Genomic DNA, 24,399 nt, shown 5'->3' with positions numbered 1-24,399 from the left:
GGAGTCGGGCTTGCCCGCGATGGCGGTCTATCAGCTAACGCGATTCAAATCGTTATTGCGCGTCTCTTTCAGGCACAACACAGCAATCAAGCTGATCACCGCTGCAGCCGACACATACCCGCCGACATAACTCAAACCGCCCATCGCCACCAGCTTGGTCGCGAAGAACGGTGCCGCCGACGCACCCACGATCCCACCCAGGTTATACGCCGCCGAAGCGCCGGTATAACGCACGCGGGTCGGAAACAGTTCCGGCAACATCGCGCCCATCGGGGCAAACGTCACGCCCATCAAAAACAGTTCCAGCGCCAGGAACAGTGCCACAGCCCAGGTTGAGCCGTGGGTCAGCAACGGTTCCATGGTGAAGCCGGAAAGGATGGTCAGGATCGCCCCCACAATCAGCACCGGCTTACGCCCGTAACGGTCGCTTGCCCACGCCGCCAGCGGGGTCGCCGCGCCCATGAACAGCACCGCGAAGCACAGCAACCCGAGGAAGGTTTCACGGCTGTAGCCCAGGGTGGACACGCCATAGCTCAGGGAAAACGCCGTGGTGATATAGAACAGCGCATAACACACCACCATCGACGCCGCGCCCAGCAGCACCGGCAGCCAATGCTGGCTGAACAGCTCCACCAGCGGCACCTTCACCGGCGCTTCTTTGGCCACCGCGTTCGCGAACACCGGGGTTTCATGCAGTTTGAGCCGCGCATACAGGCCCACCATCACCAGCGCCGCGCTGAGGATGAATGGAATGCGCCAACCCCAGCTGCGGAACTGCTCGTCATTCAGGTTCATGGCCAGGATCAGGAACAACCCGTTGGCCGCCAGAAAGCCAATCGATGGCCCCAGTTGCGGAAACATGCCGAACCAGGCGCGCTTGCCCTTCGGCGCGTTCTCGGTGGCCAGCAACGCCGCGCCGCCCCATTCGCCGCCAAGCCCGAGGCCCTGGCCGAAACGCAGCACGCAGAGCAGGATCGGCGCCCAGGCCCCGATGCTGTCATAGCCGGGGAGCAAGCCGATCAGCGTGGTGCACACGCCCATCAGCAGCAAGGAGGCGACCAGCGTCGATTTACGGCCGATCCGGTCACCAAAGTGCCCGAACAGCGCCGAACCCAACGGCCGGGCGATAAACGCAATGCCGAAGGTCAGGAACGAGGCAAGCATCTGCGCCGTGCCGGAGGTTTGCGGGAAGAATACCGGGCCGATCACCAGTGCTGCGGCGGTCGCGTAGATATAGAAGTCGTAGAACTCGATGGCGGTGCCGATGATGCTCGCGGTGGCGACCCGGGCCGTCGAGTTGGTCGGGGCGGCGGTCGCTGCCTCGTTATAGGTGGTGCTCATGGAGGTATCCCTGGCGGTCATTGCGCGTTTGGACGCGGATTATTATTGGTCGAACACCCATGGATCAGGGTTGTGCGCGGGGCGGCTCGGGATGGGAGCAAACACCGGTCAGACACGATAAGGCGGTGCCTGGACGCGCTCAGTGCGGGTAGCACGCGGTCGGGCGGGGCTTGGGTAAGCCGCCCCGATTATAGGAAGGGGTTTGTGGATCCAACAAGGGGCTTAAGCGGCGACCGGCACCGTGCTGGTGTGCCAGATCAGCACCTTGGCCACGCGGTTGTCCTCGGTCTCGAGGATTTCCAGGCGATAGCGGCCGATTTTCAGGCACACGGCGCAGTCCGGGATGGTTTCCAGCGCTTCGGTCACCAGGCCGTTGAGGGTCTTGGGGCCGTCGCTGGGCAGGTGCCAGCCGAGGGTTTTGTTCAAATCACGGATCGAGGCGGCGCCGTCGATCACGTAGCGGCCATCCAGTTGCGGCTGGATGTGGGGGTTGTCGAGGTGCTGCTCGCTTTCGAACTCACCGACGATTTCTTCAAGAATGTCTTCCAGGGTCACGATGCCCAGCACTTCGCCGTATTCGTCCACCACCATGCCCAGGCGGCGCTGTTGCTTGTGGAAGTTCAGCAATTGCAGCTGCAGCGGCGTGCTTTCCGGGACGAAGTAGGGCTCGTGGCAGGCCGCCAGCAGCGCTTCCTTGGTCAGGCTGGCGTCGGGCAGCAGGTGGCGGATCTGCCGGGTATTGAGCACGGCTTCGACCTGGTTGATATCGCTGTGGAACACCGGCAACCGGGTGCGGGTAGAAACCCGCAGTTGCTCGATGATTTCCTCGATCGGGTCATCCAGGTTGATGCCGTCCACTTCACTGCGGGGCACCAGGATGTCATTCACGGTGATGTTGTCCAGGGCGTGGATGCCTGGCATACCCGGCGCGCGGGTGTTGGGGATTTCGGCTTCGGGTTCGTCGTCCTGGTCCGGCTGTGGCTCGTCGCTCTTCTTGACCACGCCGGCCTTGCGGGCGAACGGGCGCAACAGCATCAGGCTGACGCCGTTGAGCAGCCAGGCCAGCGGGTACAGAATTTTCAACGGCACGCTCAGCAGGGTGTTGCCAAAGCCAAGGATGGTTTGCGGGTGGCGAGTGGCCAGGGCACGCGGCAGATAGTCGGCCAGCACCAGCAGGACGGCACTGGAGATCACCCAGCCGAGCCACGGGCCGTTTTCTGCCCAGGCGTAGATCGCCAGCAACGTGCAGAGAATCACCACCACGGCACGGCACAGGGTGTTGCAAAGGATCAGGCTGTTGCGCGGGAAATTCAGGCGGGCGGCGGCTTTGTCACCCTGGCGGGTGCCGGGGCGCAGGGCCAGCAAATGTTGCTGGGCGGCTTCGATGGCGGTAAACAGCGCCGACCATAAAACCAGCAAGGCTACTACCGCAAGCATCGGCCCCAAGGGCAAGTTGTCCATGTCGGCTGCCCGTCAGATATGCAGGATGTATTCGCGAACCAGCTTGCTGCCGAAATAGGCCAGCATCAGCAGGCAGAAACCGGCCAGGGTCCAGCGGATCGCCTTGTGCCCGCGCCAGCCGAGGCGGTTGCGGCCCCACAGCAGCACGCTGAACACTACCCAGGCCAGGCACGCCAGCAGGGTTTTGTGCACCAGGTGCTGGGCGAACAGGTTCTCGACGAATAGCCAGCCGGAGATCAGAGACAGCGACAGCAGCGTCCAGCCGGCCCAGAGGAAGCCGAACAGCAGGCTTTCCATGGTTTGCAGCGGCGGGAAGTTCTTTATCAGCCCGGACGGGTGCTTGTGCTTGAGCTGGTGGTCTTGCAACAGCAGCAGCAAGGCCTGGAACACCGCGATGGTGAACATGCCGTAGGCGAGGATCGACAGCAGGATGTGGGCGAGGATGCCCGGCTCTTCATCGATGACCTGCACGGTGCCGGTCGGGGTGAATTGCGCCAGCAGCACTGTCAGCACCCCAAGCGGGAACAACAGCACCAGCAGGTTCTCCACCGGGATCCGGTAGCAGGCCATCAGGGTCAGTGCGATCACGGCGGCGGCAATCAGGCTGGCGGCGCTGAAGAAATCCAGGCCCAGGCCCACCGGCGTCATCAAATGCGTGAACAGGCTGGCGGCGTGAGCCAGCAGGGCGAGAACGCCAAGGCCTACCAACAGGCGTTTGTCGGCCTTGGCGCCTTGGGCCAGACGAGTGCCCTGATAGAGGGTCGCAGCGGCATACAAGATGGCGGCGGCGAGGCTGGGTAGCAAACTGGGTGACAAAGGGAGCATAAATCCTGTTAAGCAGGCCCGAAAGGCGCTGAGTTTGGCATACACCTGCGTAACACGAAAGACTCTCAGGCCAGACAGCGGGTGTGCATGGCGACAGTCTTCGCTATAATCCGCGACCTGCCCACGCCGCAGGCTCGCCGAGCGCTGTTTTTAATAGCGATTTACCACAGCCTGGGCCGCCATTACCTCGGTCTAACATAGGGCCTGAAAGGATCGCGCATGTTTGAAAATCTGACTGACCGTCTCTCGCAGACGCTGCGCCATGTCACCGGCAAGGCCAAGCTGACCGAGGACAATATTAAAGACACCCTGCGTGAAGTGCGCATGGCGTTGTTGGAAGCCGACGTCGCCTTGCCGGTGGTGAAGGACTTCGTCAACTCGGTCAAAGAGCGCGCGGTGGGCACCGAAGTGTCCCGCAGCCTGACGCCGGGCCAGGCGTTTGTGAAGATCGTCCAGGCCGAACTCGAAAGCCTGATGGGCGCGGCCAACGAAGACCTGAACCTCAGTGCCGTGCCGCCGGCCGTGGTGCTGATGGCCGGTCTGCAAGGTGCGGGTAAAACCACCACCGCTGGCAAACTGGCGCGCTTCCTTAAAGAGCGCAAGAAGAAGTCGGTGATGGTGGTGTCTGCGGACGTTTACCGTCCGGCCGCCATCAAGCAGCTGGAAATGCTCGCGGGCGAAGTCGGCGTGACCTTCTTTCCGTCCGACCTGAGCCAGAAGCCGGTCGACATTGCCCAGGCCGCTATTAAAGAAGCCAAGCTGAAATTCATCGACGTGGTCATCGTCGATACCGCCGGTCGCCTGCACATCGATGAAGAGATGATGGGCGAGATCAAGGCGCTGCATGCCGCGATCAACCCGGTAGAAACCCTGTTCGTGGTCGACGCCATGACCGGCCAGGATGCGGCCAACACCGCCAAGGCCTTTGGTGATGCGCTGCCGCTGACCGGTGTGATCCTGACCAAGGTCGACGGCGACGCCCGTGGCGGTGCCGCGCTGTCGGTGCGTGCGATTACCGGCAAGCCGATCAAGTTCATCGGTATGGGCGAGAAGAGCGAAGCGCTCGAGCCGTTCCACCCTGAGCGGATCGCCTCGCGTATCCTCGGCATGGGCGACGTGCTCAGCCTGATCGAGCAAGCGGAAGCGACCCTCGACAAGGACAAGGCCGACAAGCTGGCCAAAAAGCTGAAGAAGGGCAAGGGCTTCGACCTCGAAGACTTCCGCGACCAGCTGCAACAGATGAAGAACATGGGCGGCCTTGGCGGCCTGATGGACAAGCTGCCGAACATGGGCGGCGTGAACCTGGCGCAAATGGGCAATGCCCAGGGCGCGGCAGAGAAGCAATTCAAGCAGATGGAAGCCATCATCAATTCCATGACCCCGGCCGAGCGCCGCGACCCTGAGCTGATCAGTGGTTCGCGCAAGCGTCGGATCGCCATGGGTTCCGGCACCCAGGTGCAGGACATCGGTCGCTTGATCAAGCAGCACAAGCAGATGCAGAAGATGATGAAGAAATTCTCCGCAAAAGGCGGAATGGCCAAGATGATGCGCGGCATGGGCGGTATGTTGCCCGGCGGCGGCATGCCGAAAATGTAAAGAATTCGAGCGGGAGCTTTGCTCCTGCTCCGACCCGCAGGGATGCGGGATCTCCAGCAAACCCGCCATTGGCGGGAGCTGACTTGCCGTTTTAACCGACGGCTCTATAGCAGATCTGAATGGCACGCTGATAGGCGCCAGAAAAAGACATTTGCAAAAGTCCGGATATTCCTTAGAATATGCGGCCTTTCGGGCACCTATGCCCGCTGTGCATTTAGATTTGCAGCACCGACTACAGGAACGATGTTCACATGCTAACAATCCGTCTTGCCCTTGGCGGCTCCAAAAAGCGCCCGTTTTACCACTTGACCGTAACTGACAGCCGCAACCCACGTGACGGCTCTCACAAGGAACAAGTAGGCTTCTTCAACCCGATCGCTCGTGGTCAAGAAGTCCGTCTGTCCGTGAACCAAGAGCGCGTAGCCTACTGGCTGAGCGTTGGTGCACAACCTTCTGAGCGCGTTGCTCAGTTGTTGAAGGATGCATCTAAGGCTGCGGCCTGAGCAATATGAACGCGACGCCAGCGGTTGCTGATGATTTGATCGTTATCGGCAAGATTTACTCTGTTCATGGCGTTCGCGGCGAAGTGAAGGTGTATTCCTTTACTGATCCGACTGAAAACCTGTTGCAGTACAAGACCTGGACGCTCAAGCGCGAAGGTAGTGTGAAACAGGTAGAGCTGGTCAGTGGACGCGGGAGCGACAAGTTCCTGGTCGCAAAGCTCAAGGGTCTTGATGATCGTGAAGAAGCTCGTCTTCTGGCCGGTTATGAGATCTGCGTGCCGCGCAACCTGTTCCCTGAATTGACCGACGGCGAGTACTACTGGTACCAGCTGGAAGGTCTGAAGGTTATTGATCAACTCGGGCAATTGCTCGGGAAAATCGATCATCTTCTGGAAACCGGCGCCAATGATGTAATGGTGGTCAAGCCTTGCGCTGGCAGCCTGGATGATCGCGAACGCCTGTTGCCCTATACCGAGCAATGCGTGTTGGCCGTCGACCTGGCAGCGGGCGAGATGAAGGTGGAATGGGACGCGGACTTCTAGCGTGGCTAACCTGCGCGTTGAAGTGATCAGTTTGTTTCCCGAGATGTTTTCCGCCATCAGCGAGTACGGCATCACCAGTCGGGCGGTGAAACAGGGGCTCTTGCAGCTCACCTGTTGGAACCCGCGAGACTACACGACGGATCGACATCACACTGTGGACGATCGCCCATTTGGCGGTGGCCCGGGCATGGTGATGAAGATCAAGCCCCTGGAAGACGCGTTGGTTCAGGCCAAGGCAGCAGCCGGGGAGAAGGCGAAGGTAATTTACCTGTCCCCTCAAGGCCGTCAGCTGAATCAGTCGGCGGTACGCGAGTTGGCGAATCTGGAAGCATTAATCCTGATTGCCGGTCGCTATGAAGGCATTGACGAGCGTTTTATTGATGCTCATGTCGATGAAGAGTGGTCGATTGGGGACTATGTCCTGTCTGGCGGCGAGCTGCCGGCGATGGTCCTGATAGATGCGGTTACACGACTGCTGCCTGGAGCTTTAGGGCATGCGGACTCCGCGGAGGAAGATTCCTTCACGGATGGTTTGCTGGATTGCCCGCACTACACCCGACCGGAGGTGTATGCGGATCAGCGTGTTCCCGACGTATTGCTAAGTGGCAATCACGCACACATCCGGCGTTGGCGTTTACAGCAGTCCCTCGGGCGGACCTATGAACGACGCGCCGATCTTCTGGAAAGCCGCTCGCTTTCTGGAGAAGAGAAGAAGCTGCTCGAGGAATACATCCTCGCGCGGGACGATAGTTAACAACGTATCGATGGTAGGTCCGACGACTTACCTTAGGAGCACAGCATGACTAACAAAATCATCCTTGCACTCGAAGCAGAGCAGATGACCAAAGAGATCCCTACCTTTGCCCCGGGCGACACCATTGTCGTTCAGGTGAAAGTGAAGGAAGGCGACCGTTCGCGTCTGCAAGCGTTCGAAGGCGTGGTAATTGCCAAGCGTAACCGTGGTGTGAACAGTGCTTTCACTGTTCGTAAAATCTCCAACGGTGTTGGCGTAGAGCGTACTTTCCAGACCTACAGCCCGCAAATCGACAGCATGGCCGTTAAACGTCGCGGTGACGTACGTAAAGCCAAGCTGTACTACCTGCGTGACCTGTCCGGTAAAGCAGCTCGCATCAAGGAAAAACTGGCTTAAGTCCAGCTTCCCGATGCAGAAAAAAGCAGCCTACGGGCTGCTTTTTTGTTGCCTGAAATTTGTCTATTTCCCTGGTACCTGTTCATGACCACCCGCCTCGAAGAAATCCAGCGCCGTGCCGACCTGTCCGAGAAAAGGCCATCCAGGGTTTGCCGACTGATCCTGAATCGAGTCGCTTTTGTGGCGAGGGAGCTTGCTCCCGTTGGGCTGCGCAGCAGTCCTGAAACCTGCAATAGAAGTCTTTCTGTTGGACTTCAATGGTCAATCAGGGCCGCTTCGCGCCCCAGCGGGAGCAAGCTCCCTCGCCACAGATTATTTGCCCGCCTTCATTGATGTGTAGATGCCTGTGCTGCGATAGGATCTACCCGACATCGCCACCTTCCCAGCTTGAGCCCCCATGCCCGCCATCGATCACCCCCAGATAGACCGCTTCCTCGATGCCCTCTGGCTGGAAAAAGGCCTGTCGGACAACACCCGTCAGGCCTACCGCAGCGACCTGGCGTTGTTCAATGGCTGGCTGCAGGAGAAAAACCTGGAGCTGCTCAACGCCGGTCGTGAGCTGATTCTCGATCATTTGTCCTGGCGCCTGGAGCAGAACTACAAACCTCGCTCCACTGCCCGGTTTCTCTCGGGTGTACGTGGCTTTTATCGCTACCTGCTGCGGGAAAAGCTGATTGCCATCGACCCAACCCTGCAAATCGACATGCCGCAGCTGGGCCGGCCATTGCCCAAATCCCTGTCGGAAGCCGACGTCGAAGCTCTGTTGGCAGCACCCGACCTGAGCGAAGCCATCGGCCAGCGCGACCGCGCCATGCTGGAAGTGCTGTATGCCTGCGGCCTGCGCGTCACCGAGCTGATCAGCCTGACCCTGGAGCAGGTCAACCTGCGCCAGGGCGTGTTGCGGGTGATGGGCAAGGGCAGCAAGGAGCGCCTGGTGCCCATGGGGGAGGAGGCGATTGTGTGGATCGAGCGCTACATGCGTGACGCCCGCAGCGAGTTGCTCAACGGTCGCCCCAGCGATGTGCTGTTTCCCAGCCAGCGTGGCGAGCAGATGACCCGCCAGACCTTCTGGCATCGCATCAAGCACCAGGCCAAGGTTGCCGGCATCGGCAAGTCGCTGTCGCCCCACACCCTGCGCCATGCCTTCGCCACGCATTTGCTCAACCACGGTGCGGATTTGCGCGTGGTTCAAATGCTGCTGGGGCACAGCGACTTGTCTACCACCCAGATCTACACCCACGTCGCGCGCGCACGTTTGCAGGACATGCACGCCAAGCACCATCCCCGTGGATGAAAAACCCATCGGAAAAAGCCCAATTTCCCCGCGACTGGCTGCCCTGCGGCCCAACTGTGGTAGGCTTTGCCGGTTCGCAAAGGGGACGGCCCAAACCCGTGTTTGAAGATCGGTGTTCCTGCTCCCGTCCCTGCATCTGCCTTCAGGAGTTCCCATGCGCTTGACCCAGATTTTTGCCATCGCAGCCATTGCGTTGGTCTCAACCTTTGCCGTCGCCGACGACGCCGCCGAGAAGACTATCCGCAAGAGCCTGGAAGCCCTCCAGCTCGACACCCCGATAGAAAGCATCAATGCCAGCCCGATGGCCGGCCTTTATGAAGTCAAACTCAAGGGCAGCCGCGTGCTGTACGCCAGCGCAGATGGCCAGTACATCGTCCAGGGCTACCTGTTCCAGTTGAAAGATGGCAAGCCGGTGAACCTCACCGAGAAAGCCGAGCGCCTGGGCGTGTCCAAGCTGATCAACGGCATCCCGGTGGCTGAAACCGTGGTGTACCCGGCCATCGGCGAAACCAAGACCCACATCACCGTCTTCACCGACACCACCTGCCCGTACTGCCACAAGCTGCATGCCGAAGTGCCTGAGCTGAACAAGCTCGGTGTTGAGGTGCGCTACGTAGCGTTCCCGCGCCAGGGCCTGGGTTCGCCGGGTGACGAGCAGTTGCAGGCCGTCTGGTGTTCGGCCGACAAGAAAGCCGCCATGGACAAGATGGTCGATGGCAAGGAAATCAAGGCGGACAAGTGCGCCAACCCGGTTTCCAAGCAGTTCGCCCTCGGCCAGTCGATTGGCGTGAACGGTACGCCGGCCATCGTTTTGGCTGATGGTCAGGTGATTCCGGGCTACCAGCCTGCGCCGCAAGTTGCCAAACTGGCACTGAACGCAAAGTAAGCACTATCGTCGAGCCTTGACGATCATGACTGGCCGACCATTCGGCGGGTCATTAATAGAGAGCCGCAGTTGTGCGGCTGTTTTCACGGCCGACCTTGAGTCGGCCGTTTCATGGGGAGTTCTTCAGTGAAACCGGTCAAAGTAGGCATCTGTGGGTTAGGGACCGTCGGTGGCGGCACCTTCAACGTACTTCAGCGTAACGCTGAAGAAATTTCCCGCCGTGCAGGGCGTGGGATTGAAGTGGCACAAATTGCCACGCGTACGCCAAAGCCTCAGTTCCAAACGACCGGTATTGCGATTACCAACGATGTCTTCGAAGTCGCCACCAACCCTGAAATCGATATCGTCATCGAACTGGTTGGCGGCTACACCGTGGCCCGCGAGCTGGTGCTCAAAGCCATCGAAAACGGCAAGCATGTGGTCACCGCCAACAAGGCGCTGATCGCCGTGCACGGTAACGAAATTTTCGCCAAGGCCCGCGAGAAGGGTGTGATTGTGGCGTTCGAAGCGGCCGTGGCCGGTGGCATCCCGGTGATCAAGGCGATCCGTGAAGGCCTGTCCGCCAACCGTATCAACTGGGTGGCCGGCATCATCAACGGCACCGGTAACTTCATCCTCACCGAAATGCGCGAGAAGGGTCGTACCTTCGAAGACGTGCTGGCCGAAGCCCAGGCACTGGGTTACGCCGAAGCCGATCCGACCTTCGACGTGGAAGGCATCGACGCGGCCCACAAGCTGACCATCCTGGCGTCCATCGCCTTTGGCATCCCGCTGCAGTTCGACAAGGCCTACACCGAAGGCATCACCAAACTGACCACCGCCGACGTGAACTACGCTGAAGCCCTGGGCTACCGCATCAAGCACCTCGGTGTGGCGCGCAGCACCCCGGCCGGCATCGAGTTGCGTGTGCACCCGACACTGATCCCGGCTGACCGCCTGATCGCCAACGTCAATGGCGTGATGAACGCCGTGATGGTCAACGGTGATGCTGCCGGTTCGACCCTGTTCTACGGCGCCGGCGCCGGCATGGAGCCTACGGCTTCGTCAGTGATCGCCGACCTGGTGGACGTGGTTCGCGCCATGACCAGCGACCCGGAAAACCGCGTACCGCACCTGGCCTTCCAGCCGGACTCGCTGTCGGCCCACCCGATCCTGCCGATCGAAGCCTGCGAAAGCGCCTACTACCTGCGCATCCAGGCCAAGGATCATCCGGGCGTGTTGGCCCAGGTGGCCAGCATCCTGTCGGAGCGCGGCATCAACATTGAATCGATCATGCAGAAGGAAGTCGAAGAACAAGACGGCCTGGTGCCCATGATCCTGCTGACCCACCGCGTGCTGGAACAGCACATCAACGATGCCATTGCCGCGCTTGAAGCGTTGCAGGGTGTGGTTGGGCCGGTGGTGCGGATTCGCGTCGAACACCTGAACTAATCGTTTTGCGGCAAGGGCCCCACACGTTCGGCGGCCCTTGTTCAAGCATGCTCTAGAGGAGCCAGTCATGCGTTATATCAGCACCCGCGGCCAGGCACCGGCCCTGAATTTCGAAGACGTTTTGCTGGCCGGTCTGGCCACTGACGGCGGCCTGTACGTGCCGGAAAACCTGCCACGCTTCACCCAGGAAGAAATCGCGTCCTGGGCCGGCCTGCCGTATCACGAGCTGGCATTCCGGGTCATGCGCCCGTTCGTTGCCGGCAGCATTCCGGATGCCGACTTCAAGAAGATCCTGGAAGAAACCTACGGGGTGTTTTCCCACAGCGCCATCGCGCCGTTGCGCCAGCTGAACGGTAACGAATGGGTGCTGGAACTGTTCCACGGCCCGACCCTGGCGTTCAAGGATTTCGCCTTGCAACTGCTGGGTCGCCTGCTCGATTACGTGCTGGAAAAGCGCGGCGAGCGCGTGGTGATCATCGGCGCCACCTCCGGTGATACCGGCTCGGCGGCGATCGAAGGTTGCAAGCACTGCGAAAACGTCGACATCTTCATCCTGCACCCGCACAAGCGTGTGTCGGAAGTGCAGCGCCGGCAGATGACCACCATCTTCGGCGAGAACATCCACAACATCGCCATCGAAGGCAACTTCGATGACTGCCAGGAAATGGTCAAGGCCAGCTTCGCCGACCAGAGCTTCCTCAAGGGCACGCGCCTGGTAGCGGTTAACTCGATCAACTGGGCGCGGATCATGGCCCAGATCGTCTACTACTTCCACGCAGCCCTGCAGCTGGGCGGCCCGGCGCGTTCGGTGTCGTTCTCGGTACCAACCGGCAACTTCGGCGACATCTTCGCCGGTTACCTGGCGCGCAACATGGGCCTGCCGATCAACCAGTTGATCGTCGCCACCAACCGCAACGACATCCTGCACCGCTTCATGAGCGGCAACCAGTACGTCAAGGAAACCCTGCACGCCACACTGTCGCCGTCGATGGACATCATGGTGTCGTCGAACTTCGAACGCCTGCTGTTCGACATGCACGGTCGCAATGGCGCGGCACTGGCCGGCCTGATGGACAGTTTCAAGCAAGGTGGCGGCTTCAGCGTCGAGCAAGAGCGCTGGACCGAAACCCGCAAGCTGTTTGATTCCCTGGCCGTGGACGACGCAGAAACCTGCGAGACCATCGCCGAAGTCTACGCCCAAACCGGCGAGCTGCTGGACCCGCACACCGCCATTGGCGTCAAGGCCGCGCGCGAATGCCGTCGCAGCCTGGACATCCCGATGGTGATTCTCGGCACCGCGCACCCGGTCAAGTTCCCGGAAGCGGTGGAGAAGGCCGGTGTTGGCAAGGCGCTGGAATTGCCGCCGCACCTCACCGACCTGTTTGAGCGTGAAGAGCGTTGCACGGTGTTGGCCAATGACCTGAAAGCTGTGCAGGCGTTTGTCAGCCAGCACGGGAATCGTGGCAAGCCGTTGTAAAGAACGCGCTGCGCTTCGGCGCACACAAAAACGCCGCTTTCCTATCCTTGGGTCAGCGGCGTTTTTCGTTTCTTGAAGGCCTGGCGGTTATAGGAACAGTTTGATTGCCATTGCTGTGATCGAGGAAATTGTCGCGACAACAGCCATTGCGACGCCCATGGGGTACCAGAAGTTTTCACGGGTTATCTTATGGGTTTCCGCGTTCAGCTTGCGTTGTTCGGCGTAGATCCGTGATATTTCAGCATAGATGCGTGATACATCAGCGTGCATTTTCTCTATCGTTGCCTGTTGTTCGTTCTGTTCCAACATCGTCTTTATCCTTCGCAATAAGGGCCCTTCGACATGCACTTTTGCCTGCAGGGCAAAGTGGTCAGCGCTCATCGAGTATAGGATTCACCTCTCGCAGCAGCGCCAAAACAGCGACCCATTGAGTAAGCAGTTATGTGCCGCCGTTTTCTGGTTGTCATGTTGCAAGCGCATGCTGGTCTCGTCATCCCCGGCAACCCTTGAAAGACGAAAAAGCGAACTTTCCTACGACGCAAATAGTCACTTAGGATAGATGCAGCTCCCGTTTACACGATTGTTCCCGAACTATTGAGTGGTGATCGAGATGGAAAGTATCAGCCTATTGCTCGGTGAAGCACTGAGCCCTTACCAGGTCACGCTGACCACCTCGGGTGTGCAGGGCGAATGCCTGGTAACCGTAAAGAATCCTGCGGGTGCCATCGTGGTCGAGCGTGAAGTCGACCAGGCGCAATTGACCGACAAGCGTGCGTTAGTGGATGTGGTGGACTGTCTGCACCGCGACCTGATGATTGCCGAAGGACGCCTGGAGCCCTCGGTCATGGCGGCTCTGCGTAACGCGGCCCTGACTCGGCCGATTGCCTGCGCATGAAGATTTATTTTTGTTGGGAACCTTCCTACGGCAAGGCGAGTCAGATTTTGTAACAGCGAGATCAAGCATTGTGCTCCGGTGCTTGTGGCTCGTTGTTACTGGTCTTTTTAGGCCCTTATTAACCCCGAGTTGTCTCCCCACTGCTCGGGGTTTCTTTTTGCCCGCGATTTGTCAGGGGAGAGGGGCATCCTGGAAAAACGTCGGGTTGTCTTTCAGGTACTGCTCACGCATGACCGGGTCGAGCCAGGAGGCGTAGGACTGTCGCAGTTGCTCCTGTGGTATCTCGTGCAGCACATGATTGATCCGCTCGATGGCCTTGCGGCCCGCTGCGTTGTCGGTGCACGCAATGCGGGTCAGTTGATAGGGCGCGGTGCCTTTGATGGGGTAGAAGATCAGGTCCTGGGGATCAATGCCCTGTTGCAGCGCCTGATAGCGAACTTCTGTCCCGTAACCCAGTACCGCTTCCAGTCGTCCTTTGCGTTGCATTTGCAGCAGGCTGCCGAGGGCGTCATTGCCGTAGTGCGGTGCCAGCTTGTGAGTGCTGGCGTGCTTCAGCGCTTCATCGATGATGGGGCCATAGCTGCGTTCGGCGATGATGCCAAGGCGGGCATCCCGGGCATTCAAAAACGCCTCCAGGTCAAACAGGCCATCCACTACAAACGGCGCCAGCAGAGCCCGCTGACTCTGGCGGATCGTTACCCCATTGCTCGCTGACGCAAAGGCCTGGGTGGAAAAAACGATGGTTTTCGCGCGCTCTGCCGTCCACAGCAGGGACGGGTCGCACGTCAGCGTGCCGGGGTCGCGGAGCATTTGCATGCCCCGCGCACGGTTCACGTGGAGAATCTGGTGCTTATATTCCGGCATATGGTCGGCGAGTATCGGCAGCAGTTGGTCGAGCACGCCCTGGCCTTTTTGCGGGCCTTCGAAAATCGTCACTGGCGGCAGGTCACGCAACAGCCAAATCAGGGTTTCCTGGGCCTGGCTCGACAGCGGCCACCCCCCGAGCAGCGAGCCCAGGAGGCAGAGTCGAATGATGAAGCGCCGGGCCATCAGATTGCGCCATCCTCGCGCAGGCGCGTAATGGCCGCAGCGTCGTAGCCCAATTCGTTGAGCACCACGGCGTTGTGCTCGCCCAACTGGGGGCCGATCCATTCACAGCTGCCCGGGGTGTCTGAAAGTTTGGGCACGATGCCCGGCATCTTGAAGTCCTTGCCGCCGGGGAGCTGCGCCTTGAGGAACATCTCGCGGGCGAGAAACTGCGGGTCGCCCAGCATGTCTTCAGCACTGTAGATGCGGCTGGCGGGTACTTCGGCCTTGTTCAGTTGCTCGACCACTTGCTCCAGCGGCAGCGAATTGACCCAGCGATCAATCACCCCGTACAACTCATCGCGACGGCTGTCGCGGCCATCGTTGCTGGCCAGGGCAGGGTCATTGGCCAGGTCCTCCCGGCCAATGGCCGACATGAACCGCTTGAAGATCGCGTCACCATTGGCGCCGATCTGTACATGCTTGCCGTCCTGGCTGGTGTGGATCGAGGAGGGCGTAATGCCCGGCATGATGTTGCCGGTGCGCTCGCGGATAAAGCCGAAGACGTCGAACTCCGGGATCATGCTCTCCATCATCGCGAAGATCGCCTCATAAAGCGCCACATCCACTACCTGTCCCAGGCCACCGTTGACCTCGCGATGCCGCAGGGCCATCAGCGCCCCAATCACCGCCCACAACGCCGCGATTGAATCGCCGATGGAGATCCCGGTGCGCACTGGCGGGCGATCCTCGAAACCAGTGATATAGCGCAGGCCGCCCATGGACTCACCCACCGCGCCAAACCCGGGTTGATCCTTCATCGGCCCGGTCTGACCGAAGCCCGAGAGGCGCACCATCACCAGTTTCGGGTTCAGGGCGTGCAAGGTTTCCCAGCTCAGGCCGAGCTTTTCCAGCACACCAGGGCGAAAATTCTCGATCAGGATGTCGGCATCCGCCAGCAACTGCTTGAGGATCGCCAGGCCGTCCGGGTGTTTCAGGTTCAGGGTTAGGGATTTCTTGTTGCGCGCCTGCACAAACCACCACAACGAAGTGCCTTCATACAGCTTGCGCCACTTGCGCAACGGGTCGCCGCCGTCGGGGGATTCGACCTTGATCACCTCGGCGCCGAACTCGGCGCAGATGCGGGACGCGAACGGGCCGGCAATCAGGGTGCCGAGTTCGATGACTTTCAGGCCGGCAAGCGGTTTGGCGGTAAACGACATGAGGATCCTTCAAGCGCGGTACGGGGATGTGATGCCTTTTAACATAGGCGAGTGGCGCAGTGATAAGGATGATGCAGCGCAGGATTCGTTGAATCACCTCGCCATCGGTTAGACTTGCCGCCTTTCCCTGTCTCTAGAAGTCCGTTCATGGCCCAGCCGTCCACGACCTACAAGTTTGAACTCAACCTCACCGACCTCGATCGTTCGGTGTACGAGAGCGTCAAGCAGACCATTGCCCGCCATCCTTCGGAAACCGAAGAGCGCATGACCGTGCGTTTGCTGGCCTACGCCCTTTTCTACAACGAGCAGTTGTCTTTTGGTCGTGGCCTGTCAGATGTAGACGAGCCGGCATTGTGGGAAAAAAGCCTGGATGATCGCGTCCTGCACTGGATCGAAGTCGGCCAGCCGGATGCCGACCGCCTGACCTGGTGTTCGCGCCGTACCGAACGCACCACGTTGCTGGCCTATGGCAGCTTGCGCGTCTGGGAAGGCAAAGTGGTGCCGGTGGCGAAAAACCTGAAAAACGTGAGCATCGCCGCTGTCCCCCAGGAAATCCTGGAAGTCCTGGCCAAGGACATGCCGCGGGTGATCAAGTGGGACGTGATGATCAGCGAGGGCACTATCTTCGTGACCGACGACCGTGGCCAGCACGAAGTCCAGCTGGAATGGCTGGTCGGCGAGCGCGACTGAAACGTCGATAACTGATTGGACGCTGGTCGAGTGTGGGAGCTGTCGAGCTTTAGCGAGGCTGCGATGCAGGCGCTGCGGTCTGACAGGTACACCGAGGTGACCCTATCGCAGCCTCGCCGGGGCTCGACAGCTCCCACAAGGGACCACCGCTGTTTTCAGCATTAATTTTCAACGCTGTATTAAAGAGAAGCTTCCGTCACCCCATGCGTATCGATCCTCGCCCGTTGCCCGCCGTCCTGCCATTCCTCGGTGAATTGCCACCGTTGTTGACCCGTCTCTACGCCGCACGCGGGGTGCAATCGGAAGCCGAGCTGGATAAAAGCCTGGCGCGGCTGATCCCGTATCAGCAGCTCAAGGGTATCGATGCCGCCGTGGACCTGCTGGTGACGGCCCTGGAGCAGCGCCAGCGGATCCTGATCGTGGGGGACTTCGACGCCGACGGCGCCACCGCGAGCACCGTGGGCACCCTGGGCCTGCGCCTGCTGGGTGCCGCGCATGTCGACTACCTGGTGCCCAACCGCTTCGAATACGGCTACGGCCTGACCCCGGAAATCGTCGCCGTGGCCCTGCAGCGCCAGCCACAGCTGCTGATCACCGTGGACAACGGCATCTCCAGCGTCGAAGGCGTGGCGGCGGCGAAAGCGGCGGGGCTCAAGGTGCTGGTCACCGACCACCACTTGCCGGGCGATGAATTGCCGGCGGCCGACGCCATCGTCAACCCGAACCAGCCGGGCTGTGAATTTCCCAGCAAGGCCCTGGCCGGTGTCGGCGTGATCTTCTACGTACTGATGGCCCTGCGCGCGCGTTTGCGCAGCCTGGGCTGGTACGAGAACAAGCCGCAGCCGAACATCGGCGAACTGCTGGATCTGGTTGCCCTGGGCAGCGTGGCCGACGTGGTCCCGCTGGACGCCAACAACCGCATCCTCGTCTACCAGGGCCTGGAACGCATTCGCGCCGGTCGCGCACGGCCCGGGATCAAGGCGATCCTCGAAGTGGCCAAGCGCGATCACGCCCGCATCACCTCCACCGACCTCGGGTTTATCCTCGGCCCACGCCTGAACGCCGCGGGTCGCCTGGATGACATGAGCCTGGGCATCGAATGCCTGCTCACCACGGATTTCGCCGCTGCCCGGGAAATGGCCGCGCAACTGGACGGCATGAACCAGGACCGTAAATCCATCGAGCAAGGCATGCAGCGCGAGGCCCTGGCCCAGCTCAAGGACTTGCCGGTGGAGTCGATGCCGTATGGCTTGTGCCTGTTCGATCCGGAATGGCACCAGGGCGTCATCGGCATCCTCGCCTCGCGGATGAAAGAGCGCTACTTCCGCCCGACCATTGCCTTTGCCGATGCCGGTGACGGCCTGCTCAAGGGCTCCGGGCGTTCTGTGCCGGGCTTCCATATCCGTGACGCGCTGGCCGTGGTGGCCAGCCAGCATCCGACACTGATCGCCAAGTACGGCGGTCACGCCATGGCGGCAGGTCTTACGTTGCCCGAGGCCAATTTCCCACTGTTCGCCGAAGCCTTTGACGCCGAAGTGCGCCGGCAACTGCGTGAAGAAGACCTGACGGGCCGGCTGCTGTCCGACGGCACCCTGGCGGTTGAAGAATTTCACCTGGAACTGGCCCGCGCCCTGCGCAACGCCGGGCCGTGGGGCCAGCATTTCCCCGAGCCGTTGTTCCACGGGGTGTTCCAGTTGGTGGAGCAGCGGGTGGTCGGCGAGCGTCACCTGAAAGTGGTGCTCAAGAGTGAATGCGGTTCGGTGAAACTGGATGGCATCGCGTTTGGTATCGACCGTGAAATCTGGCCCAACCCCACCATTCGCTGGGTGGAACTGGCCTACAAGCTCGACGTGAACGAGTTCCGTGGCCAGGAAACCGTGCAATTGATGATTGCCCACATCGAGCCGCGCTGAACCCTGTGCAATCCTCTGTTGTCGACTAGTCTCTAAGCACTGTGTGATCGGTCTTGTGACCTTGTCTTATTTCAGCCCGCCGGGGACGGGTTTTTCGTCGACCGTTCAAACAGAACCCTGGAGCCTGCCCACTGCATAAAAGAGGTGCCCCATGAGTCTGCTGCTTGAACCCTATACCCTGCGCCAACTGACCCTGCTCAACCGCATCGCCGTGTCGCCGATGTGCCAGTATTCCAGCGTCGATGGCCTGGCCAATGACTGGCACCTGGTGCACCTCGGCAGCCGTGCCGTCGGCGGCGCCGGGCTGATCTTCACCGAAGCCACCGCCGTGACCGCCGATGGCCGCATCACCGCCCAGGACCTTGGGCTGTGGAACGACGAACAGATCGAACCCCTGCAACGCATCACCCGTTTTATCAACGCCCAGGGCGCGGTGGCGGGCATTCAACTGGCCCACGCCGGGCGCAAGGCCAGTACGCACCGGCCGTGGATCGGCAAGCACGGCAGCGTCAAGCCGGAAGACGGCGGCTGGGTGCCGGTGGGTCCATCGCCCATTGCCTTCGACCCGCAGCACACCTCACCCAAACAACTGGACGAAGGGCAGATCCAGCAAGTGATCGCTGACTTTGTCGCGGCCGCCAAGCGAGCGCTGACTGCCGGTTTCAAAGTGGCGGAAATCCATGCCGCCCATGGCTACCTGTTGCATCAGTTTCTCTCGCCCCTGAGCAACCAACGCCAAGACCAGTACGGCGGCTCGTTCGAAAACCGTATCCGCCTGGTGCTGCAAGTGACCACGGCGGTGCGTGAAGCCTGGCCGCAGGAGCTGCCGCTGTTTGTGCGGGTGTCGGCCACCGATTGGGTCGAAGACGGCTGGAACCCGGATGAAACCGTGGAACTGGCGCGTCGCCTGAAAGACCTGGGCGTGGACCTCATCGACGTCTCTTCCGGTGGCACCGCCGCCAATGCGGAAATTCCTACCGGCCCCGGTTACCAGACCCGCTTCGCCGAGCGTGTGCGCAAAGAGTCAGGGATCGCCACCGGCACCGTGGGCATGATTACCGAGCCGGCTCAGGCCGAGCACATCCTGCGCACCTGCCAGGCCGATATCATTTTCCTCGCCCGTGAACTGTTGCGTGATCCTTACTGGCCACTGCATGCCGACGATGACCTCGGTGGGCGCAAGGCGATCTGGCCGGCGCAATACCAGCGGGCGACCCACAGGGACCAGCCGATTCATGAGTCGGATCTGCGGGATTGATCTGTACGGCAATCGTGGTAAACATGAAAACCCGCCGTTGATCCGGCGGGTTTTTTATTGGCCTCACACCGGAGAAACCTATGTTGCACCTGATCTGCGGCAAAATCGCATCCGGCAAATCGACCCTGACCCAGCAATTGTCCCAGGGACCCCAGGCGGTATTGATCAGCGAGGATGAGTGGCTGGCTCGGCTCTATCCCGGGCAGATCCAGGCCCTTGGCGACTATGTGCGCTGCACTGGCCTCCTGCGTGATGCGTTGACGGCGCATATCATTTCCTTGCTCAAAGCCGGTGTTTCGGTGGTGCTGGATTTTCCCGCCAACACCTTGGCCAGTCGCCGCTGGATGCGCTCCTTGTTCGAAGGCGCAGGCGTTGACCACCAATTGCATTACCTGGATGTGCCGGACGCGGTCTGCAAGGCACGTCTGCGTGCGCGCAATGCCGCCGGCACCCACGCATTTGAAACCAGTGATGCCCAATTTGACCTCATCACCGGCTATTTCGAAGCGCCCCGTGTAGAAGAGGGGTTCAGCGTCATTCGCTATGAGGCGTCGCAAAATAATGTGGGATAGGGCTGTAGGTCATTGCCCTGTAAGCAGTTTTTTGAGTGATTACTCTAAAAAACTCTCACGCCCGGCAAGATAGTTTCTACGCTTACAGTAAGTCTGATTTCTGGCCCAGGAAGTCAGTCTGTGGGGCCGTCGCTGGCATCGCACATCGCGGGACAAGGTTATGGGCAACCAGGAGCAGTTGACTGACACGAGGAGACAGTCCATGGCCAAGTCTTATGGTGTAGCGGGGGTTTTATCGTCCTTTCTGGCCCGCAGGCTGTCGTTGCGAGGCAGGCGCTTGAGTTCGGACGAGGAGCAATTGCTGGAGCAGTACCGCGCCCTCACCGAGAGTGATCAGGTGGCGATGCGGTACTTGATTGGGGCGATGAAGAGTATTTCGCGGTTCTGAGCGCGCCGAAGGGGCGTTCCCACGCAAGCGTGGGAACGTTCGCTATCAGATGTACTTACGCTTGTCTGGCGCGGGTGGGAAGTACTGGTACAGCCAGGTTTCACTCAAGGTGCGGTCCTGGGTGCGGATGAACAGTCGCAGTTCAACCGGCTCGACACTGTCGCTGGTGGGGTACCAGTCAAACAGAATCCGATAGCCCTTGATGGCATCCAGCACCAACACGCTGAAGTCTTTGACCTCACCATGGGAGCAGGTCACCACCGGTTCGATCCCGGTGCCTTCAGGCAACCGATCCAGCCCGCCGCCGTTGAAGTCCACGGCAAAACGCCGCGCCCACACCTCGGGGTAATGCTCGCCCGGTGCCCAGCCTTCGGTAAAGCCGCCCATGCCTGAACGGGTCGCGTTGACCTGTGCCAGCGGCGTGCTGACCGGCGGCAGGGCGCTCCAGTAGAGCTTGTAGCCGTAGTTCAGGGACTCGCCGGCCGCCACGGGCTTTTTCGGGGTCCAGAAGGCCACGATGTTGTCCAGGGTCTCGCCGGTTGTAGGAATTTCCAGCAGGTCGATCGAGCCTTCGCCCCACGCAGTTGTCGGTTCTACCCACAGGCTTGGACGCTTGCTGTACCAGTCCACGGTGTCCTGGTAGCTGGCGAACTCATGGTCGGTCTGCACCAGGCCGAAGCCTTTCGGGTCGGTGTCGGCAAAGGCGTTGAATTGCAGGGTGGCCGGGTTGTTCAGCGGGCGGCAGATCCACTCGCCATTGCCGCGCCACATGGCCAGGCGATCCGAGTCGTGGATTTGCGGGTGGATGGTGTCGCACATCCGCCGCTCAACGGTGCCGCAACTGAACATACTGGTCATCGGGGCGATGCCCAGCTGTTCGATAGCGGTACGCGCGTTGATATGGGCGTCAATGGCCATCACCACCTGGTTGGCCTGGCAGTCGATATCGAAGCGGTAGGCACCTGTGGCGCTCGGCGAATCCAGCAGGGCATAGACCACGAAGCGGGTGCTGTCCTTGTCCGGGGTTTCGAACCAGAACTTGGTGAAGTCCGGGAACTCCTCGCGCTTTTTCGCGTAGGTGTCGATGGCCAGGCCGCGTGCGGAAAGGCCGTACTGGCCGGTGGAATCCACCGCCCGGAAGTAGCTGGCGCCGAGGAAGGACAGCACGTCGTGGCGGTCCAGTTCCGGGGCCTTGAACAGCTTGAAGCCGGAGAAACCCAGGTCGCCGGTCAGCTGCTTGGTGTCCACCGTGGTTTTTTCATAGTTGAACAGCGAAGGGCGAAAGTGCACCTCGCGGGCCTGGCGGGTTTTCGGGTCGACGCTGTACATGCGCACGGGCGTCTTGAAACCCATGCCGACGTGGAAGAATTGCACGTCCAGTTGGCCGTTCAACTCTTTCCACAGCGAATGCTTGCCGTCGTAGCCGATGGCATTGAAATTCTGCGGGGTCATGGTCGCCAGGGTCGGCGGCAGCACCTGCTTGGTGTCCTGGTAGCGATTGCTGGCCAGTTGCTTGGCCTGGATCTTCAGGGCCTCGAAATCGAAAGCCTGAGCCTCGCCATCGGCAGCGCGATTGCCTGCCCAGGCTTGAGCGGCCAGCAGGCCACTCGCCGACAGACCGGTGTAAGCCGCGATGGCCATGGACGCTTTGAGCAAATTCCTACGGTGCATAAATACAACCTGTCGTGAACAATCCCGCGCCGTTCCTGGCACGTGCTGGATCAAGAAAAACGGTTCGGACATGCCTTCGGCCAAACGCAACGGACATTAAACAGATGCCAAATAGCTTAAGCGGTTCGGTGCGGAAGGAAAAATGATTGATGGCGGGTTGATGGCGTTGCATATGAAACAAGACGTGTCAGGGTCTGAAGTGAACGCAATCCCTTTATCAATGAAGATCAAATGTGGGAGCTGGCTTGCCTGCGATGGCATCGCCCCGGTCTGTCTGACAGACCGAGGTGCCCCCATCGCAGGCAAGCCAGCTCCCACAGGTTTAACTCACTTCACCTACCGCCCGATATGCCTCATCAATCGCCGCATGGGCATACGCGCTCCACGCCGCATCCGAGTTGGCGATGCTCACGTGCCCCACCGGCTTGCGCGCCAGGTTCTTCAGTTTTTCGCTTTCATCGGCATCGTCAAACAAGCTGTTGGAGAAGGTCGCATAGCCGTGTGACCAACGGTTGACAGTGATTGCCAGAATGTCGGTCTGGTGGTTGAAACCGCCCGGGCCGAGCATGCGTTGCAGTTGATCCCGCAACTGCGCTTCCAGTTGTTCAAACGTCTGCCCGTACAGCTTGCCCCGCCCGGCGCGGGCCTGGTCGCGGCCGTTCATGCCGCTGTTGGGGCTGGTGGGCACGTACACCATGTGCAAACCGATCGGCTGCGTCGGGTCACGCGGGTGCTCGTAACCGCCCATGCTCACCGGGTAGTCGAGCTTGATCCGGCTGTAGGGCTGGGTGGCCGCGTAGATCTCATGCACCCCCAGCTTCTGGAACGACGTCCAGTTGCGCACCACCACTTTGGTATAAACCAGCGGGTACTTCACGTTCTGGCTCAGGGCCTGGGCCTGTGGCGCCGGCAGGTCCCGCAGCAGGTACGGGATCATCATGTTGTAGCAGGCCAGGATGCAGCGCTTGCCACGCACCTGTGCGAGTTGGCCGCCACGGCTGTAGCCGATGTGCACGCCGTCACCGACGTTACGCACACTCACCGCCGTGCTGTTGAGGCGTACCCGCACCGGTGTCTTGGGTTGATCGAGCTTGGCGTAGTCAAACGGTGCCAGCACGATGTCGTCCATGGTGTGTCCGGGCGCCACGGTCGGAATCAGGCTGCGTACCAGCAAGCGTGCCAGCGACGCGTTGCCGTCGGGGAAGTGGTAGATGTAAGGCTCTTCCATTTCCGCTGCAGCTTCTTCGCTGATGGGCGCGAGATTCATCCCGCCAAAACCCGGGAAACCCACGCTGTAGGCATCGGCCGACGCCACGGCATCGATGCTCAAGGCCATGAAGTCGTTGGTGCGACTCTGGAAGTACTTCACCGCACCTTCCGACAATCCCACGTCCTTGAGCAGGAAATCGCGGTAGCTGGTGGCGGCGAGATATTCTTCCTTTTCCTCGGCGGATTTGCCCGGCAGGTAATCCTTGGGCGCGACGTGCAGGGCGATCAGCGCCTGGCGGTCGGCCTGCGGCAACGGGAAGTCATTGATGAAGTCGCTGATGGAGCGCGCGTGCAGTTGGTCCGGGGCGATGTCGTCGGCGACCATCGGTGTCGGGTCGCCGGTGACCAGTTTGTCTTCGCCGAAGTTTTCCTTGTCGAAGAACACCCCGCGGGACAAACCCAGGCCCGGGTAGAACTGGCGGTCGAACGCGGTCTCGAAGCGCTTGATGTTTACCCCGAGTTTCTTCAACAGTCCGTTTACTTCTTTGCTGTAAAGATGATTCGGCGACTGAAACGCTTCGCTGCCGCCGTAACCGATGATCATCCGGCCACCGGCCTGGAATTCATTGCGCTTGGCGTGGCCACCGAAGTCGTCGTGGTTTTCCAGGATCAGGATCTTCGCCTGCGGGTGCTTCTCACGGTAGAACCACGCCGCCGACAAACCGCTCAAGCCTCCGCCGACCACCACCAGGTCGTAGTCTTCGGTAATGGGCAGTTTATCGGTGTCGAAGGCCTTCTTTTCCCAGCCCATCTGGTGGGCGATTTCGAATGAGCCGACATGGCTGCCGCGCAAGCCGGTGAGGGCGGGCGGGTAGTAGCGGCCATCGGGAGCGGCCTGGAGGAGTTGCAGGGGCGTCATGCCGGCGGCAATGGTGATGGCGACGCCGTTGAGGAAGTCGCGGCGGGTGATGTCCATGGGAACCTGCGAATTATTTATTGTTATGAGGAGATCCCCTGTGGGGGCGGGCCGTTGTGGCGAGGGAGCTTG

At 60.5% G+C, this 24,399-nt stretch carries 23 protein-coding genes; 15 read left to right on the top strand and 8 right to left on the bottom strand.

Annotation, left to right across the window (positions count from 1 at the left end):
• Positions 1-30 precede the first annotated feature (30 nt).
• The 3 genes from HX875_RS25975 to HX875_RS25965 form a co-directional block, all read right to left on the bottom strand.
• Complete coding sequence (locus tag HX875_RS25975; RefSeq protein WP_177046983.1) at positions 31-1,341, bottom strand: MFS transporter; 1,311 nt, start codon at positions 1,339-1,341, stop codon at positions 31-33.
• 222 nt (positions 1,342-1,563) lie between these two features.
• Complete coding sequence (locus HX875_RS25970; protein WP_177046980.1) at positions 1,564-2,802, bottom strand: transporter associated domain-containing protein; 1,239 nt, start codon at positions 2,800-2,802, stop codon at positions 1,564-1,566.
• Positions 2,803-2,814: 12 nt separating this feature from the next.
• On the bottom strand, positions 2,815-3,627 hold the full coding sequence (locus HX875_RS25965; RefSeq protein WP_026078135.1) for a cytochrome C assembly family protein: 813 nt from the start codon (positions 3,625-3,627) through the stop codon (positions 2,815-2,817).
• Positions 3,628-3,846: 219 nt separating this feature from the next.
• On the opposite strand from HX875_RS25965, the gene ffh reads away from it, so the two are divergent.
• From ffh to thrC, 9 genes are all read left to right on the top strand, one after another.
• A complete protein-coding gene (gene ffh / locus HX875_RS25960) occupies positions 3,847-5,223 on the top strand; it encodes a signal recognition particle protein (protein ID WP_177046972.1) in 1,377 nt (458 codons plus the stop codon).
• Positions 5,224-5,474: 251 nt separating this feature from the next.
• Positions 5,475-5,726 carry a 30S ribosomal protein S16 gene (gene rpsP, locus HX875_RS25955; RefSeq protein WP_003209587.1) on the top strand — a complete coding sequence of 84 codons (252 nt, stop codon included), beginning with the start codon at positions 5,475-5,477 and terminating at the stop codon, positions 5,724-5,726.
• A gap of 5 nt (positions 5,727-5,731) precedes the next feature.
• The gene (gene rimM / locus HX875_RS25950) at positions 5,732-6,268 is read left to right on the top strand and encodes a ribosome maturation factor RimM (RefSeq protein WP_003175898.1); all 537 of its coding nucleotides are present in this window, start codon (positions 5,732-5,734) and stop codon (positions 6,266-6,268) included.
• Between the two features lie 43 nt (positions 6,269-6,311).
• Positions 6,312-7,022: a tRNA (guanosine(37)-N1)-methyltransferase TrmD gene (trmD, locus tag HX875_RS25945; RefSeq protein WP_237151084.1), complete on the top strand. Its 711-nt coding sequence runs from the start codon at positions 6,312-6,314 to the stop codon at positions 7,020-7,022.
• Positions 7,023-7,067: 45 nt separating this feature from the next.
• Positions 7,068-7,418, top strand: a complete 351-nt coding sequence (rplS, locus tag HX875_RS25940; RefSeq protein ID WP_003175895.1) for a 50S ribosomal protein L19 — start codon at positions 7,068-7,070, stop codon at positions 7,416-7,418.
• Between the two features lie 397 nt (positions 7,419-7,815).
• Positions 7,816-8,712 carry a site-specific tyrosine recombinase XerD gene (gene xerD / locus HX875_RS25935; RefSeq protein ID WP_010176826.1) on the top strand — a complete coding sequence of 299 codons (897 nt, stop codon included), beginning with the start codon at positions 7,816-7,818 and terminating at the stop codon, positions 8,710-8,712.
• 154 nt (positions 8,713-8,866) lie between these two features.
• On the top strand, positions 8,867-9,598 hold the full coding sequence (locus HX875_RS25930; protein ID WP_177046970.1) for a thioredoxin fold domain-containing protein: 732 nt from the start codon (positions 8,867-8,869) through the stop codon (positions 9,596-9,598).
• Between the two features lie 126 nt (positions 9,599-9,724).
• On the top strand, positions 9,725-11,029 hold the full coding sequence (locus tag HX875_RS25925; RefSeq protein ID WP_003209580.1) for a homoserine dehydrogenase: 1,305 nt from the start codon (positions 9,725-9,727) through the stop codon (positions 11,027-11,029).
• Positions 11,030-11,096: 67 nt separating this feature from the next.
• Positions 11,097-12,506 carry a threonine synthase gene (gene thrC / locus HX875_RS25920; RefSeq protein ID WP_177046962.1) on the top strand — a complete coding sequence of 470 codons (1,410 nt, stop codon included), beginning with the start codon at positions 11,097-11,099 and terminating at the stop codon, positions 12,504-12,506.
• A gap of 87 nt (positions 12,507-12,593) precedes the next feature.
• Here thrC and HX875_RS25915 read toward each other — a convergent pair whose 3' ends face one another.
• Positions 12,594-12,815, bottom strand: coding sequence for a hypothetical protein (locus HX875_RS25915; protein WP_177046954.1), 222 nt, complete (start codon positions 12,813-12,815; stop codon positions 12,594-12,596).
• Between the two features lie 301 nt (positions 12,816-13,116).
• On the opposite strand from HX875_RS25915, the gene HX875_RS25910 reads away from it, so the two are divergent.
• Positions 13,117-13,401: a DUF3509 domain-containing protein gene (locus HX875_RS25910; RefSeq protein WP_003209570.1), complete on the top strand. Its 285-nt coding sequence runs from the start codon at positions 13,117-13,119 to the stop codon at positions 13,399-13,401.
• A 171-nt stretch (positions 13,402-13,572) separates the two neighbouring features.
• Here HX875_RS25910 and HX875_RS25905 read toward each other — a convergent pair whose 3' ends face one another.
• A complete protein-coding gene (locus tag HX875_RS25905; protein WP_177046952.1) occupies positions 13,573-14,451 on the bottom strand; it encodes a TIGR02285 family protein in 879 nt (292 codons plus the stop codon).
• Positions 14,451-15,650: a CaiB/BaiF CoA transferase family protein gene (locus HX875_RS25900; protein WP_177046950.1), complete on the bottom strand. Its 1,200-nt coding sequence runs from the start codon at positions 15,648-15,650 to the stop codon at positions 14,451-14,453. Before HX875_RS25900 ends, HX875_RS25905 begins: the two co-directional genes overlap by 1 nt.
• Before the next feature lie 147 nt (positions 15,651-15,797).
• Between HX875_RS25900 and HX875_RS25895 the strand changes: the two genes are divergently transcribed.
• From HX875_RS25895 to HX875_RS25875, 5 genes are all read left to right on the top strand, one after another.
• Entirely contained in the window at positions 15,798-16,340 is a 543-nt protein-coding gene (locus tag HX875_RS25895) for a YaeQ family protein (RefSeq protein WP_177046948.1), read from the top strand.
• A 203-nt stretch (positions 16,341-16,543) separates the two neighbouring features.
• The gene (gene recJ, locus HX875_RS25890; protein WP_177046946.1) at positions 16,544-18,253 is read left to right on the top strand and encodes a single-stranded-DNA-specific exonuclease RecJ; all 1,710 of its coding nucleotides are present in this window, start codon (positions 16,544-16,546) and stop codon (positions 18,251-18,253) included.
• 151 nt (positions 18,254-18,404) lie between these two features.
• Complete coding sequence (locus HX875_RS25885) at positions 18,405-19,511, top strand: NADH:flavin oxidoreductase/NADH oxidase (protein ID WP_177046944.1); 1,107 nt, start codon at positions 18,405-18,407, stop codon at positions 19,509-19,511.
• Between the two features lie 80 nt (positions 19,512-19,591).
• Complete coding sequence (locus HX875_RS25880; RefSeq protein WP_177046942.1) at positions 19,592-20,083, top strand: AAA family ATPase; 492 nt, start codon at positions 19,592-19,594, stop codon at positions 20,081-20,083.
• A gap of 202 nt (positions 20,084-20,285) precedes the next feature.
• The gene (locus HX875_RS25875) at positions 20,286-20,471 is read left to right on the top strand and encodes a hypothetical protein (RefSeq protein WP_177046940.1); all 186 of its coding nucleotides are present in this window, start codon (positions 20,286-20,288) and stop codon (positions 20,469-20,471) included.
• Between the two features lie 45 nt (positions 20,472-20,516).
• Here HX875_RS25875 and HX875_RS25870 read toward each other — a convergent pair whose 3' ends face one another.
• Positions 20,517-22,142 (bottom strand): glucan biosynthesis protein D, encoded by a 1,626-nt coding sequence (locus HX875_RS25870; protein ID WP_177046938.1) that lies wholly within the window; start codon positions 22,140-22,142, stop codon positions 20,517-20,519.
• A gap of 322 nt (positions 22,143-22,464) precedes the next feature.
• Positions 22,465-24,327: an NAD(P)-binding protein gene (locus tag HX875_RS25865; protein ID WP_177046936.1), complete on the bottom strand. Its 1,863-nt coding sequence runs from the start codon at positions 24,325-24,327 to the stop codon at positions 22,465-22,467.
• Between the last annotated feature and the right edge of the window lie 72 nt (positions 24,328-24,399).

The organism is Pseudomonas yamanorum (assembly GCF_013386765.1).
Taxonomy (GTDB): Bacteria; Pseudomonadota; Gammaproteobacteria; order Pseudomonadales; family Pseudomonadaceae; genus Aquipseudomonas; species Aquipseudomonas yamanorum_A.
Note: the sequence above shows the minus strand (reverse complement) of the source record. Positions and strands in the feature narration are given on the sequence as shown.

Bases quoted from the DNA above. Each gene is read 5' to 3' on its own strand.
- HX875_RS25975 (WP_177046983.1), bottom strand. From the start codon at position 1,341: ATGAGCACCACCTATAACGAGGCAGCGACCGCCGCCCCGACCAACTCG.
- HX875_RS25970 (WP_177046980.1), bottom strand. From the start codon at position 2,802: ATGGACAACTTGCCCTTGGGGCCGATGCTTGCGGTAGTAGCCTTGCTG.
- HX875_RS25965 (WP_026078135.1), bottom strand. From the start codon at position 3,627: ATGCTCCCTTTGTCACCCAGTTTGCTACCCAGCCTCGCCGCCGCCATC.
- ffh (WP_177046972.1), top strand. From the start codon at position 3,847: ATGTTTGAAAATCTGACTGACCGTCTCTCGCAGACGCTGCGCCATGTC.
- rpsP (WP_003209587.1), top strand. From the start codon at position 5,475: ATGCTAACAATCCGTCTTGCCCTTGGCGGCTCCAAAAAGCGCCCGTTT.
- rimM (WP_003175898.1), top strand. From the start codon at position 5,732: ATGAACGCGACGCCAGCGGTTGCTGATGATTTGATCGTTATCGGCAAG.
- trmD (WP_237151084.1), top strand. From the start codon at position 6,312: ATGTTTTCCGCCATCAGCGAGTACGGCATCACCAGTCGGGCGGTGAAA.
- rplS (WP_003175895.1), top strand. From the start codon at position 7,068: ATGACTAACAAAATCATCCTTGCACTCGAAGCAGAGCAGATGACCAAA.
- xerD (WP_010176826.1), top strand. From the start codon at position 7,816: ATGCCCGCCATCGATCACCCCCAGATAGACCGCTTCCTCGATGCCCTC.
- HX875_RS25930 (WP_177046970.1), top strand. From the start codon at position 8,867: ATGCGCTTGACCCAGATTTTTGCCATCGCAGCCATTGCGTTGGTCTCA.
- thrC (WP_177046962.1), top strand. From the start codon at position 11,097: ATGCGTTATATCAGCACCCGCGGCCAGGCACCGGCCCTGAATTTCGAA.
- HX875_RS25915 (WP_177046954.1), bottom strand. From the start codon at position 12,815: ATGTTGGAACAGAACGAACAACAGGCAACGATAGAGAAAATGCACGCT.
- HX875_RS25910 (WP_003209570.1), top strand. From the start codon at position 13,117: ATGGAAAGTATCAGCCTATTGCTCGGTGAAGCACTGAGCCCTTACCAG.
- HX875_RS25905 (WP_177046952.1), bottom strand. From the start codon at position 14,451: ATGGCCCGGCGCTTCATCATTCGACTCTGCCTCCTGGGCTCGCTGCTC.
- HX875_RS25900 (WP_177046950.1), bottom strand. From the start codon at position 15,650: ATGTCGTTTACCGCCAAACCGCTTGCCGGCCTGAAAGTCATCGAACTC.
- HX875_RS25895 (WP_177046948.1), top strand. From the start codon at position 15,798: ATGGCCCAGCCGTCCACGACCTACAAGTTTGAACTCAACCTCACCGAC.
- recJ (WP_177046946.1), top strand. From the start codon at position 16,544: ATGCGTATCGATCCTCGCCCGTTGCCCGCCGTCCTGCCATTCCTCGGT.
- HX875_RS25885 (WP_177046944.1), top strand. From the start codon at position 18,405: ATGAGTCTGCTGCTTGAACCCTATACCCTGCGCCAACTGACCCTGCTC.
- HX875_RS25880 (WP_177046942.1), top strand. From the start codon at position 19,592: ATGTTGCACCTGATCTGCGGCAAAATCGCATCCGGCAAATCGACCCTG.
- HX875_RS25875 (WP_177046940.1), top strand. From the start codon at position 20,286: ATGGCCAAGTCTTATGGTGTAGCGGGGGTTTTATCGTCCTTTCTGGCC.
- HX875_RS25870 (WP_177046938.1), bottom strand. From the start codon at position 22,142: ATGCACCGTAGGAATTTGCTCAAAGCGTCCATGGCCATCGCGGCTTAC.
- HX875_RS25865 (WP_177046936.1), bottom strand. From the start codon at position 24,327: ATGGACATCACCCGCCGCGACTTCCTCAACGGCGTCGCCATCACCATT.